13 protein-coding genes and 1 tRNA gene are annotated in these 18,432 nt (G+C 55.5%); 7 read left to right on the forward strand and 7 right to left on the reverse strand.

Annotation, left to right across the window (positions count from 1 at the left end; all coding sequences use genetic code 11):
* Window positions 1-73: 73 nt before the first annotated feature.
* Entirely contained in the window at window positions 74-994 is a 921-nt protein-coding gene (locus DG357_RS14760) for a LysR family transcriptional regulator (protein ID WP_069733064.1), read from the forward strand.
* 160 nt (window positions 995-1,154) lie between these two features.
* Here DG357_RS14760 and DG357_RS14765 read toward each other — a convergent pair whose 3' ends face one another.
* The 3 genes from DG357_RS14765 to nac all read right to left on the reverse strand — a co-directional run bounded on the left by DG357_RS14765 (window position 1,155) and on the right by nac (window position 4,567).
* Window positions 1,155-2,441: a hypothetical protein gene (locus DG357_RS14765; RefSeq protein ID WP_047367869.1), complete on the reverse strand. Its 1,287-nt coding sequence runs from the start codon at window positions 2,439-2,441 to the stop codon at window positions 1,155-1,157.
* Window positions 2,442-2,602: 161 nt separating this feature from the next.
* Entirely contained in the window at window positions 2,603-3,553 is a 951-nt protein-coding gene (cbl, locus tag DG357_RS14770; RefSeq protein WP_048998856.1) for an HTH-type transcriptional regulator Cbl, read from the reverse strand.
* A gap of 96 nt (window positions 3,554-3,649) precedes the next feature.
* Window positions 3,650-4,567 (reverse strand): nitrogen assimilation transcriptional regulator NAC, encoded by a 918-nt coding sequence (gene nac / locus DG357_RS14775; protein ID WP_028013742.1) that lies wholly within the window; start codon window positions 4,565-4,567, stop codon window positions 3,650-3,652.
* A gap of 320 nt (window positions 4,568-4,887) precedes the next feature.
* Between nac and DG357_RS14780 the strand changes: the two genes are divergently transcribed.
* A tRNA-Asn gene (locus tag DG357_RS14780) sits at window positions 4,888-4,963 on the forward strand.
* Between the two features lie 143 nt (window positions 4,964-5,106).
* On the opposite strand, the gene ldtA is transcribed toward DG357_RS14780, so the two are convergent.
* The 3 genes from ldtA to DG357_RS14795 form a co-directional block, all read right to left on the reverse strand.
* Window positions 5,107-6,003 carry a L,D-transpeptidase gene (gene ldtA, locus DG357_RS14785; protein ID WP_045260382.1) on the reverse strand — a complete coding sequence of 299 codons (897 nt, stop codon included), beginning with the start codon at window positions 6,001-6,003 and terminating at the stop codon, window positions 5,107-5,109.
* A 61-nt stretch (window positions 6,004-6,064) separates the two neighbouring features.
* A complete protein-coding gene (locus DG357_RS14790) occupies window positions 6,065-8,758 on the reverse strand; it encodes a cation-transporting P-type ATPase (RefSeq protein ID WP_088204837.1) in 2,694 nt (897 codons plus the stop codon).
* A 47-nt stretch (window positions 8,759-8,805) separates the two neighbouring features.
* Window positions 8,806-9,237, reverse strand: coding sequence for a universal stress protein (locus tag DG357_RS14795; protein WP_028013745.1), 432 nt, complete (start codon window positions 9,235-9,237; stop codon window positions 8,806-8,808).
* A gap of 396 nt (window positions 9,238-9,633) precedes the next feature.
* Between DG357_RS14795 and DG357_RS14800 the strand changes: the two genes are divergently transcribed.
* The 3 genes from DG357_RS14800 to DG357_RS14810 are packed head-to-tail and all read left to right on the forward strand — an operon-like array spanning window position 9,634 to window position 14,743.
* Complete coding sequence (locus tag DG357_RS14800; protein WP_167401635.1) at window positions 9,634-10,719, forward strand: efflux RND transporter periplasmic adaptor subunit; 1,086 nt, start codon at window positions 9,634-9,636, stop codon at window positions 10,717-10,719.
* Entirely contained in the window at window positions 10,719-13,781 is a 3,063-nt protein-coding gene (locus tag DG357_RS14805) for an efflux RND transporter permease subunit (protein ID WP_088204835.1), read from the forward strand. Before DG357_RS14800 ends, DG357_RS14805 begins: the two co-directional genes overlap by 1 nt.
* Complete coding sequence (locus tag DG357_RS14810) at window positions 13,778-14,743, forward strand: acyltransferase (protein WP_045629806.1); 966 nt, start codon at window positions 13,778-13,780, stop codon at window positions 14,741-14,743. The genes DG357_RS14805 and DG357_RS14810 overlap by 4 nt, the downstream gene beginning before the upstream one ends.
* Here the strand turns inward: DG357_RS14810 and pagP are convergent.
* The gene (gene pagP / locus DG357_RS14815; RefSeq protein WP_028013749.1) at window positions 14,740-15,315 is read right to left on the reverse strand and encodes a lipid IV(A) palmitoyltransferase PagP; all 576 of its coding nucleotides are present in this window, start codon (window positions 15,313-15,315) and stop codon (window positions 14,740-14,742) included. The genes DG357_RS14810 and pagP overlap by 4 nt on opposite strands.
* A 255-nt stretch (window positions 15,316-15,570) precedes the next feature.
* Here pagP and shiA point away from each other — a divergent pair, with 255 nt between their 5' ends.
* Window positions 15,571-16,887 (forward strand): shikimate transporter, encoded by a 1,317-nt coding sequence (shiA, locus tag DG357_RS14820; protein ID WP_045260388.1) that lies wholly within the window; start codon window positions 15,571-15,573, stop codon window positions 16,885-16,887.
* Between the two features lie 73 nt (window positions 16,888-16,960).
* On the forward strand, window positions 16,961-18,415 hold the full coding sequence (locus DG357_RS14825; RefSeq protein WP_041909184.1) for an AMP nucleosidase: 1,455 nt from the start codon (window positions 16,961-16,963) through the stop codon (window positions 18,413-18,415).
* Window positions 18,416-18,432 lie beyond the last annotated feature (17 nt).

Raw genomic sequence — 18,432 nt, forward strand, 5'->3', positions numbered from 1 at the left:
GAGGGATAAACAGGCGACTTTGTCCATCATTGTTTGTAATATCCAAACAATCGGTGAAAAGAGAGGACATGGGATGGATCGTTTTGATGCGATGCGCGCCTTTGCTCGCGTGGTGGAGGCAGGCAGCTTCACAAAGGCTGCCCAAACGCTCCATATGAGCAAAACCACGGTGACGCAGCTTATTCAGCAGCTGGAAGCGCGCCTGCGCGTCAAGCTGCTCCATCGCACCACCCGCAGGCTCGGCGTCACTCCCGATGGCGCGGTCTACTACGAGCGCGTTATCCGCCTGCTGGCGGACATGGAAGATGCAGAAAACAGCCTGTCCAGTGCGGCGATGACGCCCAGGGGACGCCTAAGGGTGGATGTGCCCACTCCTCTCGCCCGCCTTGTGCTGGTGCCCGCGCTACCGGCTTTTCACGCGCGCTACCCTGATATCCAGTTTGACATGGGCGTAAGTGACCGGGTGGTGGATCTGATCGGCGACAACGTGGATTGCGTCCTGCGGGGTGGCGAAATCAATGACCAGTCACTGATCGCGCGCCATGTCGGCGATTTGCAAATCGGTGTTTACGTCGCACCGAGTTATGTGGAACGCCTCGGTGCCCCCGCGCATCCGCGAGAGCTGGAAAACACGGACCATCGCATCGTGGGATTCTTGTCCTCACGCACCGGTAAGATTGATCCTCTGGTACTGCGCTGTGAGAGTGAACGCATTGAAATTACGGGCAACTATGTGCTTGCTGTGGATGATGGCAATGCTTACCTCGAAGCTGGGCTAGCGGGATTGGGCGTGATTGCGCTGCCGGTCTATATGGCGGCAGCACATCAGGCTCGCGGTGCCTTGATTCCGCTATTTGAACGCTGGCGTATTGCTCCAATGCCCCTGTACCTGGCATTCCCGCCTAACCGCCATGTCAACGCTAAACTGCGCGTTTTTATTGACTGGATCGTTGAGTTGATGCAGCAGCATGTCCCTACTTCTACCATTAAGTGACTACATCTATTCGCTCATCACCGCCGATTGGTGGTCATTCAGGCGGTTTTGACAGAAAGGGAAATATTTATTTGTCTGTTACTGGCAAAGTCGAACCCATTCAGAGGAGCCATTTTTGAAAAGCCTGCTTTTGAAGCCGGCTTTTTGCATCTGTGACCCACTAATAGTTACCAAGCGGATTCTTTTCACAGGCAATACCGCAAATGCCCTCAAGTTCGGCTTCGAGTGTTTTAACCAACGATTGAAGATAGTCTGGCCCTTCCTGATACTGGCGACGTTGTAACTGGTATTCTTCGGTAGAGAGCAAAGTTAATCGTTCTTTGACTCGCTCACCGCATGACGCTATCTCTTCAATAAAATCAATATCATAAAATGGAAGAATTTCTTTAGTTTTGTTATTAAAAACGATGACTTTGACGCTATGAGCATCCAGAACTTCAATGAATTTTTTATCACAGGTTAAGATTGCGGGAAAAAAGAATGCCGCGTTTTTATCAATATTTAAGGTAATAACAAATTCGAGAAAGCGCTGATGGCGAAGATCCCAGGCCATACCTCTAACGTACTCCCAAAATCCCGCCGTATTACGGTTCACTTTGTGAAAAAAGGCTTCCTTAGAACCATTTTCAAAAAAACGCTTAGCGAGCAAAATCTCTCTAATGCCAAAGAAATGGGCTTCATTGTGAGTAAATTCTAGCAGTTCGAGTAATTTTTCCTGCACCTGCTTAGCACTTGTTTTTGGGTTCCGCAGGTGAATCGCGCACATTTTTAACACATATACATATAAGCGATTATAGTCACGAGCCAGCTCTTCCATTAGCGACTTATTTATAAACTCATAATTTTTACGTGCCATATATTGCTGCGTTTTAGCTATAATTTCCTGTTCAGACACATTAAATTTTAACTGCCTATGCTGCTGCCAAGCCGCAACATCCAGGTTGCGTAACATCTCATAAGCTCTAATGCGTTCGAAGATTTTTTCCTGTTTATTGAGATCGCTAAAATTACAAAGATTTTCGAGTTCATACAGCAAAGGATCAACATTGACTTCCTCTCTGGCGATGAAGTCAAAAATTTCTTCAAAATCATCGGGAAGTCGCGATCTTTGCCCTTCAAAGAAAGGCTTAAGATAACTTAATACCTGCGTATCGAGCGAGATAGAATAGTCGATGGGAAATGTAACGCGGTTACCAGAGATAAACATTTCTCTGAATATGTCTGGTGTAAGAATAAACACATGCGGCGTTTTGAATAAGCTACGCACGGCAGAACCACTGCTGAAGTTCCTGTTAACCGATAAGCCCGGAGTCGCACCTTTCTCCGCTGCAAAAATGAAGGTATAATCGTCAAGATAGTGGTAATAGAGTGCATATTGTTGAACAGCTGCCTCAAGATTTCCTGAGTGGCAGATATCATAAATAAAATCATGAATAACATTTGCCATTGTGCCCTCCCGGCATCGACCTAGCCTCCATTTTTAACACGCCTAAGCTTTTGCTATCAATATTCAGTATTTATTCCTGCATGCATACTTCATAAAATTTATGCCGCGATACTAACGCACCGGGCATAAACGATAACAGACTGCTTGTCTAAGTTGGATTATTAAATCTGATAATCAATCGCCACTTCTTCCGGCTCCATTACCTGGCGTTTGATCTCATCCACCGACAGCCCGGCATTGCACAGCTCGATAAAGCGCCACACATAGTTGCGCTGCAGCTGCCCGCGCTTCAGGCCCAGCCACACTGTATTGGCGTCAAACAGATGCCGCGTATCCAGGCGCACCAGGTTCCCGTCTTCGCGTTCTCCGCTGGACTGTTCCGCCACCAGGCCAATGCCCAGGCCCAGCTCGACGTAGGTTTTGATCACGTCAGAGTCCTGCGCGCTCAGCACGATGTCCGGCGTTAATCCTTTACGGTTGAAGGCCTCGTCTATGCGCGAGCGTCCGGTTATGCCCTGGCGATACGTAATCAGCGGCCATTTCGCGATCGCTTCCAGCGTCAGTGGTGAAACCTGATTCAACGGATGATCGAGCGGGAGCAACAGGCTGTGGTACCAGCGGAACCAGGGGAAGGCCACCAGCAGCGGGTCGTTGCTCAACCGCTCGCTGGCAATGCCGATGTCTGCCCCACCGTTTTGCAGCAGCACTTCAATTTCCTGCGGCGTGCCCTGGATAAGCTCCAGACGGACGTCAGGGAAAAGTTCGCGGAAGGCTTTAATCACCGGCGGCAGGCTGTAGCGCGCCTGGGTGTGGGTGGTGGCGATGGTGAGCACGCCCGAGGCATCGTTGGTGAAGAGATCCGCCAGACGCCGCACGTTGCTGGCTTCGTTGAGGATCCGCTCAGCGATGGTGAGCAATGCTTTACCCGGCTCCGTCATGCCGAGCAGCCGCTTGCCGCGGCGGATAAAGATCTCTATGCCCAGCTCCTCTTCCAGCTCGCGGATATGGCGGCTGACGCCGGACTGAGAGGTATAAAGCATATTGGCGACCTCGGTCAGGTTGTAGTCCCGCCTGGCCGCCTCACGGATAATTTTAAGTTGCTGGAAATTCACGATTCACTCCGGCGCATCTGACATAGCTCTATTGTTAGAGTCAGCCGAGCTGCAGAACAAATAATAAAAACCAGCATCTTATGCTTTTCTGGAATATCAGCTCACGAGCTGGAGCTCACGGTTCTCAAGCGACGGCTTGCTGACCAGCGACATTAAAATCTCTTTTACCGCCTGCGCCTGCGGCGACAGCGAACCGCGAGCGGACATGTTCAGCGACAGCGGCAGGCTCATCGAAGGCGTGGTGATCCGCGCCATCCAGCCGTTTGCCGCACCGCACAGCGAGCGCGCGGCGGATTCCGGCAGTACGGTGACACCCATTCCGCTGGCAATGGCCGCGGTCAGCGTGGAGATTGAGTCGATTTCGCCGATGATTTTGGCCGTCAGGCGGCGCAGGGAGAACGCTTCGTCCACGCGCACGCGCACGGCGCTGTAGTCGCGCGGCAGATAGAGGTTCATCTCTGCCACGGCGGTAAGATCGACGCTCTGGCCCGGACAGTCGCGGGTGCCCACGAGGTAGAGATCTTCCTTGAGCAGCGGCTGGCTGGTGATCCCGGCAACCGGGGAGCGATCGTAAAGGACCGCCATGTCCAGCTGGCCGTTGAGCAGCTTGTCATTCAGTACAGAACCACTGTTTTCATGAAGATAGACCAGCACTTCCGGCAGCTCGGCGCGCACGGCCTGCAGAAGCGGCATAGTGATAGAGGACGCCGCCGTTCCCGGTGCCAGCCCGATAGAAACGTGCCCGCTCAGGGTCTGGCCCACGTTGTTCACCGCAAGCTGCGCCTGTTCACATTGACGCAGGATAGTGCGGGCATGGGTATACAGGATCTTGCCTGCTTCCGTTGGCGTGACGCCGCGTTTGGTGCGGATCAGTAACTGCTGATCCATCTCGCCTTCCAGAGTAGCCACCTGCTGGCTCAGCGCAGGCTGCGCGATGTGCAGCACTTCTGCCGCTTGAGTCAGGCTGCCGATATCGACGATTTTTACGAAGTATTTCAGTCGTCTTAAGTTCATTTTGCCCCCTGTTCGAAATGCATTGCCGGAACCGGCTGTCGTTGTTGAACAGGTTTTGCAATATGAATGCCACTTTTACCGTGCGGTCTGAATTGTTCGCTAACCGCCTGAAAATAAGGAAACCTAATCATGGAGGGGTGATTTATTACTGAAACAGCAGTTTACGATCTGCCCCATTAGAGGTATATCCGCACCATTACGGTGCATTCCGCTGTCAAAAACATCATTTTGCCGATTTTGTCAGCAAACGATCAAAAGGCGTTGATCCACCCTTTGACAAGGCGAACGCAGGTCGATAATATGCGCCCCGTTCACACGATTCCTCTGTAGTTCAGTCGGTAGAACGGCGGACTGTTAATCCGTATGTCACTGGTTCGAGTCCAGTCAGAGGAGCCAAATTTGAAAAGCCTGCTTTTAAAGCAGGCTTTTTGCTTTTCTGCGCAAGGTAAATGCAAAACGGCAACTGGGTTGCCGTTTTTAGTGTGTCCCCCTCTCCCGTGGGGAGGGTTGGGGTGAGGGCACCAGCCCGCACTATGCCCTTACATGCCGATTTTAACCGGCATCCCCGACCGCCGTTCCAGTTCAGCGCCCGCCCCCTCGTTTATCAACTGTGTCTGCTGTGCGGCGGAGATGGGCAGAGGCACTTTCCGGCTCGATTCAAATTCCGCCCGGTTACGCGACAGCGGTTCGTGAACCTCCACCCAGCGGCTGCCGTCCGGCTCCGTGGTCACCTTAACGGGGCGATCGATAAGCTGCACGCGGGTGCCCACGGGGACATTATCAAAAAGATATTTAATGTCGTTGTTACGCAGACGAATACAGCCCTGGCTCACCCGCAGCCCAATGCCGAAATTGGAGTTTGTGCCGTGTATGGCATATAGCCTGCCGATATATATCGCATACAACCCCATCGGGTTATCCGGCCCGGCGGGCACGAAGGCGGGCAGCGTTTTCCCCTCTGCCGCATAGGCACGACGCGTGTTCGGCGTAGGTGACCAGGTGGGGCCCTCCTGCTTGCGCTCAACCGCCGTGACCCAGTTACGCGGGGTTTCGCGACCGGCCTGACCAATGCCGATGGGCAATACTTCGACGGTATTGCTGCCCGGCGGATAATAGTAGAGACGCATTTCCGCCACGTTAACGACAATCCCCTCGCGCACGGTGTCGGGCAAAATCAGCTGCTGAGGAATGACCAGCCGGGTGCCGGATTTAGGCAAAAAAGGATCCACGCCCGGGTTCGCTTCCAGCATATTGCTGAGCCCCAGCCCGTGCTGTGCAGCAAAGGCCTCAAGCGGTAACGTATTGCGCTCGGGAACGGTGATGGTAATCGGGGTTCCCACCAGCCGACTGCCTTCCGGCGGTAGGGTATAGGTTACGGCAAACGCACTGGGAACAGCGGCACACAGCGTAAGGACGAACCAGGTAAGTCGCATCATAATTTCCTGTGCTCACAAAAGAGAAAGCCTGGACTCAGGCAGGCTTTCTCAGTTTACGCTATTACGCTTCGATTTTACGCCATCTGCGCGTCAGCACTTTTTCCGCCTCGACGATAAGGAACATCACAAAACCAATCAGGAAGGTAATGACCCAGTAGCGGAACGGCAGCGCTTCGGTGCCAAACAGCATCTGCATGAACGGGGCGTAAATGATAAGAAGCTGTAGCGCCAGCAGTACGCCGCTCACGATCCAAATCCCTTTATTCGCCAGCAGACCTTTGCTCAGTGAGAAGCCGTCATTAACGCGACAGTTGAGCATGTAGAACCACTGCGCGGTCACCAGGGTTTGCAGCAGCACGGTGCGGATGAATTCCGCCGAGTAGCCGCGCGGCTGTAGCCAGGCTTCCAGCACGAAGGCGCTAATGGCAATCATCAGACCGACAAACACCACGCGCCAGATGGCGTAGCCGTCCATCACATGCAGATTCGCCTTGCGCGGTGGCCGGTTCATGATGTCCTTCTCACCCGCTTCAAACGCCAGGCCAAACGACAGGGTTGCTGAAGTGGCCATGTTCATCCACAGGATCAGGACCGGCGTCAGCGGAATCAGGTTCCCGGCCAGCAGCGCGATGATGATCAGCAAAGCCTGCGCGATGTTGCTCGGGATAACGAACAGAATCGTTTTTTTCAGGTTATCGTAAACCCGCCGTCCCTCGTGGACCGCACTGGCAATGGTGGCAAAATTGTCATCCGTTAACACCATGTCGGCGGCTTCCTTGGTGACCTCAGTCCCCTTAATCCCCATGGCGATACCCACATCCGCCCGCTTGAGCGCCGGGGCATCGTTTACGCCATCCCCGGTCATGCCCACCACTTCCTGTTTACTTTGCAGGGCCTGCACGAGGCGGAATTTATCCTCCGGGCTGGTTCGGGCGAAAATATCGTACTGCTGCGCGGCGTCGCTCAGCTGACGGTCATCCATCGCCTCCAGCTCACGTCCGGTGATTGCGCTTGCGGCGTTACCAATCCCCAGCATTTGCCCAATGCTCATGGCCGTTTGCGGGTGGTCGCCGGTGATCATTTTCACGCGAATCCCGGCCTGCAGACAGTCGGCAATCGCGGTAATGGCCTCCGGACGCGGCGGATCCATCATTCCTGCAATACCCAGCAGGATCACGCCATCATGGAGGTCCGGGTGATCCAGCTCGCGCTGTCCCTCGCGGGCAGGTTTCCAGGCCGCCGCCACCATGCGCAGCCCTTCCCGGGCATACTCTTCAATCTTCCCTTCCCAGTAAGGTTGATCGAACGGCTGCAGTCCGTCATTCGTCTGCTGGTACTGACAGAGGCGGAACAGGACGTCCGGCGCGCCGGTGATTAAAATCGCCTCTTCTTCACCCAGTCGGTAGAGCGTGGACATGTATTTATACTGCGAATCAAACGGGATTTTACTGCGCATTTCCGTATCAAGCGGTGGGAGCGGGATTTTCGCCGCCAGCACCTTCAGGGCGCCCTCGGTGGGTCCTCCGGTGATTTTCCACAGTCCCTGCTCGTCTTTGATCAGCTGGCTGTCATTGCAGAGGTCAATGGTGCGCAGGTAGCGTTCCAGCAGGGAACCCTGCGTCACGCTGACGGGCGTCGGGTCATCTACGTGGTGAATATTCCCCACCGGTTCGTAGCTGTCGCCCTCCACGCGATAGGTCGTGTCAGCGGTAATCACCGCTTTGACCGTCATTTCATTCATCGTCAGGGTGCCGGTTTTATCCGAGCAGATGACCGTCATTGCGCCCAGGGTTTCCACCGTGGGCAACTTGCGAATAATGGCCTTGCGACGCGCCATGGCCTGTACGCCAAGCGAAAGGATGATGGAAATGATGGCCGGCAGGCCTTCCGGCACGGCGGCAACGGCGAGGCTGATAAGCGACAGCACCAGTTCAGAAACCGGCATATCCCGGAACAGGAGGCTAAAGACGAACAGCGCTACCATCATCACCAGGATAGTGATGAAGATGGTCTTACCGAGCTTGTCCATCTGCACCATCAGCGGCGTGCGGTGCTTTTCAATGTCGGACATCATCTGATTGATGTGGCCAAGCTCGGTCTCGCCCCCGGTTGCCACCACCACGCCTTTACCGCCGCCGGAGCTGACGGTGGTGCCTGAGTAGAGCAGATTATAGCGATCGCCTAAGGGCAGTTCCCCGCTTAACGCATCGCTGTTTTTCTCAACAACAGTGGATTCGCCAGTCAGGATGGCCTCCTCCACGCGAAGGTTATGCGCCTCAATCACGCGCAGGTCCGCAGGGATACGATCCCCGGCGCGGATCACCACGATATCGCCCGGGACCAGCGCCGTAGTGGGGATCGTTTCATGATTCCCCTGTCGTACCACCACGGCTTCGCTGGAGAGCATATTGCGAATACTCTGCAACGATTTCTCAGCATTGCTCTCCTGGATATGGCCGATCAGCGCGTTAATGATGGCAACCCCGAGGATCACAAACATGTCTACCCAGTGGCCCATAAAGAGCTTAAGCAACGCGGCCACCAGCAGAACGTAAATCAGTACATCGTTAAAATGCGCCAGGAAGCGCAGCCAGGCGGGTTTGCCCTTTTTTTGCGGTAACGCATTCTCACCATGCTGCTGAAGTCGGGCTGATGCCTCAGTGCCGCTAAGTCCTTCCAGAGTGGAGTGGATATTCGACAGGGTTTCATCAACGGTTTGTTGATAATACGGACGTTCAGGTTTTCCTGTTTTCATTGTTACTTCCTCAGGTTCTATTCAGAAATCACCTTGCTTTCATGAAATTAACGAATAACGAAAACAGGAACATGGGCGTAACGAACAATACTTGCCGCCTCCGATCCTAACAAATGGGTTTGAATATTTGGATTGCGGGAGCCGACGATAATCGCGCCAGCAGCAAGTTCATCCGCCAGCTTAATAACCTCATCACGAACATTTCCGCTGCGAACATGGAGGTGAACGCGCTCTTCTGGCAAATTCAATTTTTTGACCAGGTCAGACAGTTTTTCTTTTGAATTATTAATCATATATTCATCCATCTTTCGCGCATCTGAAATAAAACCGCGCGTCAGCTCGGCTGAAAATTTTGGCATGACGTGCAGCAAATGAATGTCACCCAATGCGCTTTGCGCCAGAAACTGTGCATGCTGCAACGCTTTATCCGCCAGGCTTGTCTCGTAGACATCCACCGGAACGAGAATGTTTTTATACATATCGAGCATCCTTTTTATAACCAACACGAGAGTGAATGAAGCAAAAAAAACGCATTAAATGCAGGGGGTTGCCCTTAATGCCAGTTACGGTAAAAGAGATGAATAATATTAAACGTAGCACAGGAATTTCAGGTTTAGCGCGTCCCCACTGCTAATGGTTATTTAACATTTATCTTTTCGCCGACTATGCTCATAGTGAGTTACCGCTTCCGGCTCATGGAGGAATGTATGTATGGCATAAGCCTGATCCGACTGGGTATGTTTATTGCGCTTGCCATTATCGCCAGCACGGCGATTGGTTTATTTACCTATATGGTCGTCACTGTTCTGGCAGAATAGTGTCACCCCTGTCCAGGTTATGGAATAAATAAAACAGTTATTTATTAGGGGAATACAGTGAACCGCTACCTCTCTCTTTTACCGTTCGTTTTGTTAACGCTCACGGCGTGCGATCCTAAACCTGAACAAGCCTCCCCCCTGCCCAGAATGGTTAAAGTGGCGGAGGTGACGGTTCCCGGTTATGCCCAGCAGCGCGTTTTTCCCGCCCGCATTGAATCGGGCGATGCCACAGACCTTTCCTTCAAGCGCGCTGGTCAAATTGAAGCGCTCGATGTGCGTCAGGGCGCAGCCATCAAGCAGGGCCAACAGCTTGCAAGATTGAACGCCCGTGAAGCCCAGCAGCGGGTTAACGACAGGCAGACGGCGGCGACGCTGGCCCAGAGGCAGTTCGATCGCTTCCAGACGCTGGCGGGCCGCCAGGCGATTTCGAAAGCCGAAATGGACGTACAGCGTGCGAACCGCGATTCGGCGAATGCGGCGCTGCAGATTGCCCGAGAAGAGTTGAATCAGATGACGCTCGTCGCCCCCTTCAGCGGGACGGCGGCCAGCGTACATGTCAGAAACCATCAGGTGGTGTCTGCCGGTCAGCCCATCGCGACGTTAACCCGCACCGATCTGCTTGATGTGGTGTTCAGCATCCCTGAAAACCTGTTTAAGACCTTTGATATCCGCAACGCGCAGTATCGTCCGGTAGTGAGAATTAACGCCATTCCGGATCGGGAATTTACCGCCGTCTACAAAGAGCACTCGGGCAGCAGCGACAGTAATACCCTGACCTGGCAGGTGATACTGACCATGCCGCGACCAGATGATTTTCCCGCCGTCGGTGGCGTAAGCGGTACGGTGACCATCAATTTAACCAACCTCCCGGCTGGCGCGGACGCTCAGGCGCTGGTTGTACCGGTTGAGGCCGTCTTTAACCCGGACAACAGCCCACGCAATGAGCCGCACGTCTGGGTTGTGGCGGGAGAAGGCGACACGCTCCTTCTTGAAGACCGCAAGGTCAGCGTGGGGCAAGTGATAACCGAAGGCGTGACGATCACCAGCGGGCTTAAGGCGGGCGAGCGCGTGGTGGCCGCAGGCGTGGGAGAGCTCCATGCTAACCAGCCGGTGCGTATCTGGACGCGTGAGCGGGGACTGTAATGGATATCACTCGTCAATTTATTAATAACCCGGTTCGCGTCTGGCTAACGATTCTGCTGCTGGGCATTGGGGGGATTTTCGCCCTGTTGAATATCGGCAGGCTGGAAGATCCCGCCTTTACCATCAAAACCGCCGTGGTGGTCACCCACTACCCCGGCGCATCCGCTCAGCAGGTTGAAGAAGAGGTGACGCTGCCGCTGGAGAATGCCCTTCAGCAGCTGCCTTATCTGGACAACGTGAGCTCCATCTCTTCAAACGGTCTGTCGCAAATCACCGTTAACATCGCTTCACGCTATCACTCGAACGAACTGCCGCAGATTTGGGATGAGCTGCGCCGCCGCGTGGGCGATGCCTCGCGTCAGTTCCCGCCCGGCGTCGTCACGCCCTTTGTGAATGACGATTTCGGCGACGTGTTCGGCTTCTTCTTCGCCATTTCCGGGGATGAATTCAGTAATCCTGAACTGGTGAGATATGCAGAGCAGCTGCGCCGCGCGTTGATTCTAGTTCCCGGCGTCGCGAAGGTCGCCATCGGCGGGGCCATTAGCCAACAGGTCAACATCGATATTTCCCTGACCAAAATGGCCGCGCGCGGCATTACGCTGAACCAGCTTTCCGCCCTGCTCAGCAGGCTCAACGTCGTTTCCAGCGCCGGAGAAATCACCTCCGGCAGCGAATCCATTCGTCTGCACCCGACCGGTGAGTTCGAGAATCTTGATGAACTGGCGGATCTCATCATCACGCCTTCCGGCACCGGGGCGGCGACGCGCCTGCGGGATATCGCCACGCTGTCGCGCGGGCTGAACGAATCGCCCGCCAGTATCTACCATGCCAACGGCAAAAAAGCCGTCACCATGGGCGTCTCGTTTATTCCCGGCGTGAACGTGATCGACGTGGGCCACGCGCTGGAGGCGAAGCTAAACCAGATGTCGGCGGAAAAACCGGCTGGCATACAGATAGATCTGTTTTACGATCAGGCAGCCGAAGTGGGCCACTCTGTTAACGGTTTTATTATTAACTTCCTGATGGCGCTGGCGATTGTCATCGGCGTGCTGCTGATCTTTATGGGCGTACGCAGCGGGATCATCATCGCGGTTTCTCTCGCCCTTAACGTGCTGGGCACGCTGCTGATTATGTATCTGTGTGGCATTGAGCTACAGCGCATCTCGCTCGGGGCGCTGATTATCGCCCTCAGCATGCTGGTGGATAACGCCATCGTGATTGTCGAAGGGGTGTTGATTGCCCGGCAGCAGGGCTCTCCGCTGTTAACCGCCGTAAACAACATCATCCGCCGCTCCGCCCTGCCGCTGCTGGGGGCGACGGTGATCGCCATCCTTGCGTTTGCCCCTATCGGGCTATCGCAGGACTCCACCGGGGAATACTGTAAATCTCTGTTCCAGGTGCTGCTGATTTCCCTGATGCTGAGCTGGTTCTCGGCGCTCACCCTCACCCCGGTGCTGATTAAGTGGTGGTTGTTTAAAAACGACAGCGCGCCGGACGCCACTGACGAGTCAGATCCTTACGACAAACGTCTCTACCGCCTCTACCAGCACCTGCTGAACGCACTGCTGCACCATAAAGCGCCGACGCTGGTAGTGATGGCCGCCCTGCTGGCCGCGTCTGTCTGGGGGTTTGGCGCGGTGCGGCAAAACTTTTTCCCGTCGTCCAATACGCCGATTTTCTTTGTCGACCTCTGGTTACCCTACGGGACAGATATCAAATGGACCGAGAAAATGACCGGCGACATTGAGAAAACAATCAAGGGACGGCCCGGCGTGGAAACCACCGTCTCGACCATCGGTCAGGGGAGCATGCGCTTTATTCTGACCTACAGCGGACAGCGGCAGTACAGCAACTACGCGCAGATCATGGTGCGTATGGATGACCAGCGCAGCATCTCCGCGCTGACGCGCTACGTGGATGAGTACATCGCGCGTAACTACCCGCAGGTCAACGCCAGCACGAAACGGGTGATGTTTGGGCCCTCCGGCGACAGCGCCATTGAAGTGCGCATTAAAGGCCCGGATCCTGACAGGCTGCGTCTGATTGCCAGCCAGGTGGACGATATCCTGGCGCGCGACCCGGCCACGGGGAGCGTCCGAAACGACTGGCAAAACCGCAGCAAAGTGATCCGTCCGCAGTACGTCGCCGCGCTGGGACGCGAGCTTGGCGTGGATAAGCAGGACGTCGACAACGCGCTGGAGATGAATTTCTCCGGCAGCCGGGCGGGGTTATATCGGGAAGGCAGTGACCTGCTGCCCGTGGTGGTGAGGCCTCCGGAAAGCGAAAGGCTGGACGCCAGCCACCTGAACAACGTGCTGGTGTGGAGCCATGCGCGGCAGCAGTATATCCCGCTGAGTAACGTCGTTAGCAGCTTCACGCTGGAGTGGGAAGATCCGCTCATCCTTCGACGCGACCGCTCGCGGGTACTGACGGTTCAGACGGATCCGGACCCGCTGAGCCAGCAAACCTCCGGTGATATTCTCGCCCGCGTGAAGCCGCAGGTGGATGCCCTTCCCCTGCCACACGGCTACAGCATCGAGTGGGGGGGCGACGCGGAAAACTCCAGCGAAGCGCAGCAAGGGCTGTTCACTACGCTACCTCTCGGGTATCTGGTGATGTTTGTTATTACGGTGCTGATGTTCAGCTCGGTAAAAAATGCCGTCGCGATCTGGCTGACCGTACCGCTGGCGTTGATTGGCGTCACGCCAGGATTTTTAATTACCGGCATTCCCTTTGGCTTTATGGCGCTGATTGGTCTGCTGAGCCTGAGCGGAATGCTCATCCGCAACGGCATCGTGCTGGTGGAAGAGATCGAACAGCAGAAAACGCACAAGGATCAGCACAGCGCGATCGTTTATGCCGCCACCTCGCGCCTGCGCCCTATCCTGCTCACCGCGTTCACGACCGTACTTGGCCTGGCACCGCTGCTGCTGGATGTTTTCTTCCAGAGCATGGCCGTTGTGATTATGTTTGGACTGGGGTTTGCTACAATCCTGACGCTACTGGTACTCCCCGTGATCTATGCGTGTTTCCATCGTAAGGACGAAGCCAAACAACAATGAATGCGACAGGGCTGAACATTATCAAGACGCTGGGCTGTATGACGGCGGTCACCTTCTTCACCATCTACAATACCTGGGATCATTATGACTATGACTATCACTGGATCCTGGGCTTTTTAACCTTTATCTCGACCATCGCCACGCCGCTGTTTTTTGTGGTGTCGGGCTATCTCGACGGGCAATCACGGCACGGCACGCGCTGGCAGCTGGGGAAAATAAAAAGTCTGGTGATTGTTTTTCTGTTCTGGATAACGATCTACTACCTCTGGGAGCCTTATCAGCGCGGGTATTTAATTCAGCCCTGGTTCGTGTTCGCATTTGTGGTGATTTACACCTTCCACCCGGCGGTGGAGTGGCTTAGCCAGCGGAGATCGCTGTTCTGCGGCGCGATTGCTGCTCTGCTGTGCTTTTCCTACGGATACGATCTGCTATCGGCGCTTTATCCTGAAACGCACGTCCTTTCGCTTTCGCCGCAGTATCGGCTGTGGACATGGCTGCTGTTTTATCTGACCGGGCAGCTCTTCTGCGACCCAAAAGTCGCCGAGTGGATAAGCCGCAAAAACGTGGTTCGGGCGGCGGTTGTCGCCATCCCGTTTATCTATCTCTTCACCTGGTTTTACGAGCGCCACTTCTTTTTTGCCCTGTTTAAGGCAGACAGAAACGCCTTTATTCTCACCGGCTCGCAGATCTACATCCTGATTATTGCCCTGGTGATTGCGGCGAACGGCGTTCGCTTTCGCCGCAATGCTGAATTAAAGGAGTCCATTCTGGCCGCCATCAGCAAAACGATGACCGGCGTATATATTGTGCACTACTCGGTGTTTCATCTGCTGACGGCGCTGATACCGGTGACCTCTCTCGGCATGAAGCTGGCGCTGATTGTGCTTACGTTCGTCACCTCTGTTCTCTTCTCCATGCTGGTCTTGTCTAACGCCGTGGCAAAAAAGGTGATCACCCTTTAAAAGCCTAAGCGCAGCCAGGCAAAGAGCACGTTGCCGTTGTTATACGTTCCGGGAATATAGGTGAACTGGACGGTAACGCGCTTATAGCCGGCAGAAAACAGCGGGAAGATGAACGGCAGAGGCACATAGTTCGCAAAATCATCTCGCGCCGTGATGCCCGCGGCGGCACCGAGCCCAAGGCGGAAATCTTTGGCATTATCCAGATACCAGCCCTTCTCCCAGCCATAGCCCATCGCGGGCTGCCATTCGTTGTGCGAGTCCTTGAACATCATTGCGAAAAGCGCGCTCCAGTTGCCCTCTTCGTTATAGCGAGACACGCCCAGGCCGCCGCCCCACGGCATTTCGTTGTAATTGTCGGTTTTTTCTTTATCGTACATAAAGCGGGCGTGCCAGCTCAGAAACGGCAGGTACAAATCGTAACGTTGCGGCTCTTCCCAGGTCTGGGAGATATCATCCGTCAGCGCATTCCACCAGCCGCTAATACGCTGTTCGCCATAGACTTTCGGCTCGGCATGAAGCGGTGCGGCGAATAAAAACAGGACCATCCAGAATGCCGAAAAGTTACGTTGCATCGTTTTTCCCTCAGCTTTAGTCACGCAGCGGTATCTATTACTGTAATCCATTCAGCACGAACCGGAGCCAAACAGACTGATTTATCTCGAGGCAGGGGAAGATGAAATTTATTTATTCAGCGCCTTCCGGAAAGATAAAAACGTTTTCTCAGGCGTTTTGTCGCGGTAGTCTCATAGGTTCCGTTTATATGACGGCTGCTATGTGAGTGACCTTTTCTTATACCAATAATAAAAAACAGTACGGACAGGATAACTATGGACTCCACCCTCATCTCCGATCGTCCCAACGAGGAGACACCTTCGCTCAATCGCGCCCGCCGCGCTGCACTCGGCAGCTTCGCAGGTGCCGTCGTCGACTGGTATGATTTTCTGCTTTACGGCATTACCGCCGCGCTGGTGTTTAACCGCGAGTTTTTTCCCCAGGTCAGCCCTGCGATGGGCACGCTCGCCGCGTTTGCCACCTTCGGCGTCGGCTTTCTGTTTCGCCCGCTGGGCGGGGTGATTTTCGGCCACTTCGGCGACCGGCTTGGCCGCAAGCGCATGCTGATGCTTACCGTCTGGATGATGGGGATCGCCACCGCGCTGATTGGCATTCTCCCGTCGTTTTCCGCTATTGGCTGGTGGGCGCCTGTGCTGCTGGTGACGCTGCGCGCCATTCAGGGCTTCGCCGTGGGCGGCGAATGGGGCGGCGCGGCGCTGTTATCCGTTGAGAGCGCGCCAAAAAACAAGAAAGCGTTTTACAGCAGCGGCGTGCAGGTCGGGTACGGCGTCGGGCTGTTGCTTTCCACCGGGCTGGTATCGTTAATCAGCCAGCTCACCACCGACGCGCAGTTTCTGAGCTGGGGCTGGCGCATCCCTTTTATCTTCAGCATCGTGCTGGTGATTGCCGCGCTGTGGATCCGCAACGGGATGGATGAGTCGGCAGAGTTCGAACAGCAACAGCGTGAGGAGCCGTCCGTCAAAAAACGGCTGCCGGTGATGGAAGCCCTGATTCGGCACCCTGGCGCTTTTCTGAAAATCATCGCCCTGCGCCTGTGCGAACTGCTGACGATGTATATCGTTACCGCGTTTGCGCTGAACTACTCGACGCAGAATCTCGGCCTGCCGCGCGAACTGTTCCTGAATATCGGCCTGCTGGTCGGCGGGATCAGCTGTCTGACCATCCCCTGCTTCGCCTGGCTGGCGGACCGGTTTGGTCGCCGCCGCGTCTACATCACCGGCGCGCTGATTGGCACCCTCAGCGCCTGGCCGTTCTTTATGGCGCTGGAGGCTCAGTCTGTGTTCTGGATTGTCTTCTTCGCCATTATGCTCGCCAACATCGCTCACGATATGGTGGTCTGCGTGCAGCAGCCGATGTTTACCGAACTGTTCGGCGCCAGCTACCGCTACAGCGGCGCGGGCGTGGGCTACCAGGTGGCAAGCGTGGTCGGCGGCGGGTTTACGCCGTTTATCGCCGCCGCGCTGGTGACCTTCTCCGGCGGTAACTGGCACAGCGTGGCGATTTATCTGCTGGCCGGCTGCCTGCTGTCGGCGGCAACGGCGCTGTTAATGAAAGAGACGAGCCACCGCTGATCTCCCTTTTGTTTCACAGGCGTGTGACATACTATCGGATAGAGTCGCACACCTGTGGAACAAGGAGACAGAGATGAATAATAAGGGCTCCAGCCTGACCCCGGCTCAGGCGCTGGAAAAACTCGACGCGCTGTATGAACAGTCCGTCAACGCGCTGCGCAGCGCCATCAGCGAATATATCGAAACGGGGAAACTTCCCGATCAAAAGGCCAGAAACGAAGGCCTTTTTGTTTATCCATCGCTCTCTGTAACCTGGGACGGCAGCGCAAGCACGACGCCGAAAACCCGCGCCTACGCCCGTTTTACCCACTCCGGCTGCTACAGCACCACCGTCACCCGCCCTGCACTGTTCCGCCCCTATCTGGAAGAGCAGCTAACGCTGTTGTATCAGGATTACGGCGCGCATATTGCCGTGGAGCCTTCGCAGCACGAGATCCCGTATCCGTACGTTATTGACGGTTCGGCGCTAACTCTTGACCGCTCCATGAGCGCGGGACTGACCCGCCACTTCCCAACGACGGAACTGTCACAGATTGGCGATGAGACGGCTGACGGGATTTATCACCCGGCAGAGTTTTCCCCCCTGTCGCACTTTGACGCCCGTCGGGTGGATTTCTCCCTGGCGCGCCTGCGCCACTACACCGGCACGCCCGCCGAGCATTTCCAGCCGTTTGTGCTGTTTACCAACTACACCCGCTACGTGGATGAGTTCGTTCGCTGGGGCTGTAGCCAGATCCTTGATCCGGACAGTCCATATATCGCCCTCTCCTGCGCGGGCGGGATCTGGATCACCGCCGAGACCGAAGCGCCCGAGCAGGCCATTTCCGACCTGGCGTGGAAAAAACACCAGATGCCCGCCTGGCACCTGATCACCGCCGACGGTCAGGGGATCACCCTGATCAACATCGGCGTCGGCCCGTCGAACGCCAAAACCATCTGTGACCATCTGGCGGTGCTGCGCCCCGACGTGTGGCTGATGATTGGCCACTGCGGCGGCCTGCGCGAAAGCCAGCTGATTGGCGATTACGTGCTGGCCCACGCCTATCTGCGCGACGACCACGTGCTGGATGCGGTACTGCCGCCGGATATCCCAATCCCGAGCATCGCCGAAGTACAGCGCGCGCTGTATGACGCCACCAAAGAGGTCAGCGGCATGCCGGGTGAAGAGGTCAAACAGCGCCTGCGTACCGGTACGGTAGTGACGACGGATGACCGCAACTGGGAGCTGCGTTACTCCGCCTCCGCGCTGCGCTTCAACCTGAGCCGAGCGGTGGCGATTGATATGGAGAGCGCCACCATCGCCGCCCAGGGGTATCGCTTCCGCGTTCCTTACGGCACGCTGCTGTGCGTGTCCGATAAGCCGCTGCACGGCGAAATTAAGCTGCCGGGTCAGGCCAACCGTTTCTATGAAGGGGCGATTTCCGAACATTTGCAGATCGGCATTCGCGCCATCGACCTGCTGCGGGCGGAAGGCGACCGACTGCATTCGCGCAAGCTGCGCACCTTCAACGAGCCGCCGTTCCGCTAATAACAATAAGGAAAAAC

The sequence above is a fragment of the Enterobacter bugandensis genome (assembly GCF_900324475.1).
Lineage (GTDB): Bacteria > Pseudomonadota > Gammaproteobacteria > Enterobacterales > Enterobacteriaceae > Enterobacter > Enterobacter bugandensis.

Excerpts from the sequence above, each read along its gene's own strand:
- DG357_RS14825 (WP_041909184.1), top strand. The coding sequence starts at position 16,961 with ATGAATAATAAGGGCTCCAGCCTGACCCCGGCTCAGGCGCTGGAAAAA.
- ldtA (WP_045260382.1), bottom strand. The coding sequence starts at position 6,003 with ATGATGCGACTTACCTGGTTCGTCCTTACGCTGTGTGCCGCTGTTCCC.
- DG357_RS14810 (WP_045629806.1), top strand. The coding sequence starts at position 13,778 with ATGAATGCGACAGGGCTGAACATTATCAAGACGCTGGGCTGTATGACG.
- DG357_RS14795 (WP_028013745.1), bottom strand. The coding sequence starts at position 9,237 with ATGTATAAAAACATTCTCGTTCCGGTGGATGTCTACGAGACAAGCCTG.
- nac (WP_028013742.1), bottom strand. The coding sequence starts at position 4,567 with ATGAACTTAAGACGACTGAAATACTTCGTAAAAATCGTCGATATCGGC.
- DG357_RS14790 (WP_088204837.1), bottom strand. The coding sequence starts at position 8,758 with ATGAAAACAGGAAAACCTGAACGTCCGTATTATCAACAAACCGTTGAT.
- DG357_RS14805 (WP_088204835.1), top strand. The coding sequence starts at position 10,719 with ATGGATATCACTCGTCAATTTATTAATAACCCGGTTCGCGTCTGGCTA.
- DG357_RS14765 (WP_047367869.1), bottom strand. The coding sequence starts at position 2,441 with ATGGCAAATGTTATTCATGATTTTATTTATGATATCTGCCACTCAGGA.
- shiA (WP_045260388.1), top strand. The coding sequence starts at position 15,571 with ATGGACTCCACCCTCATCTCCGATCGTCCCAACGAGGAGACACCTTCG.
- pagP (WP_028013749.1), bottom strand. The coding sequence starts at position 15,315 with ATGCAACGTAACTTTTCGGCATTCTGGATGGTCCTGTTTTTATTCGCC.
- DG357_RS14760 (WP_069733064.1), top strand. The coding sequence starts at position 74 with ATGGATCGTTTTGATGCGATGCGCGCCTTTGCTCGCGTGGTGGAGGCA.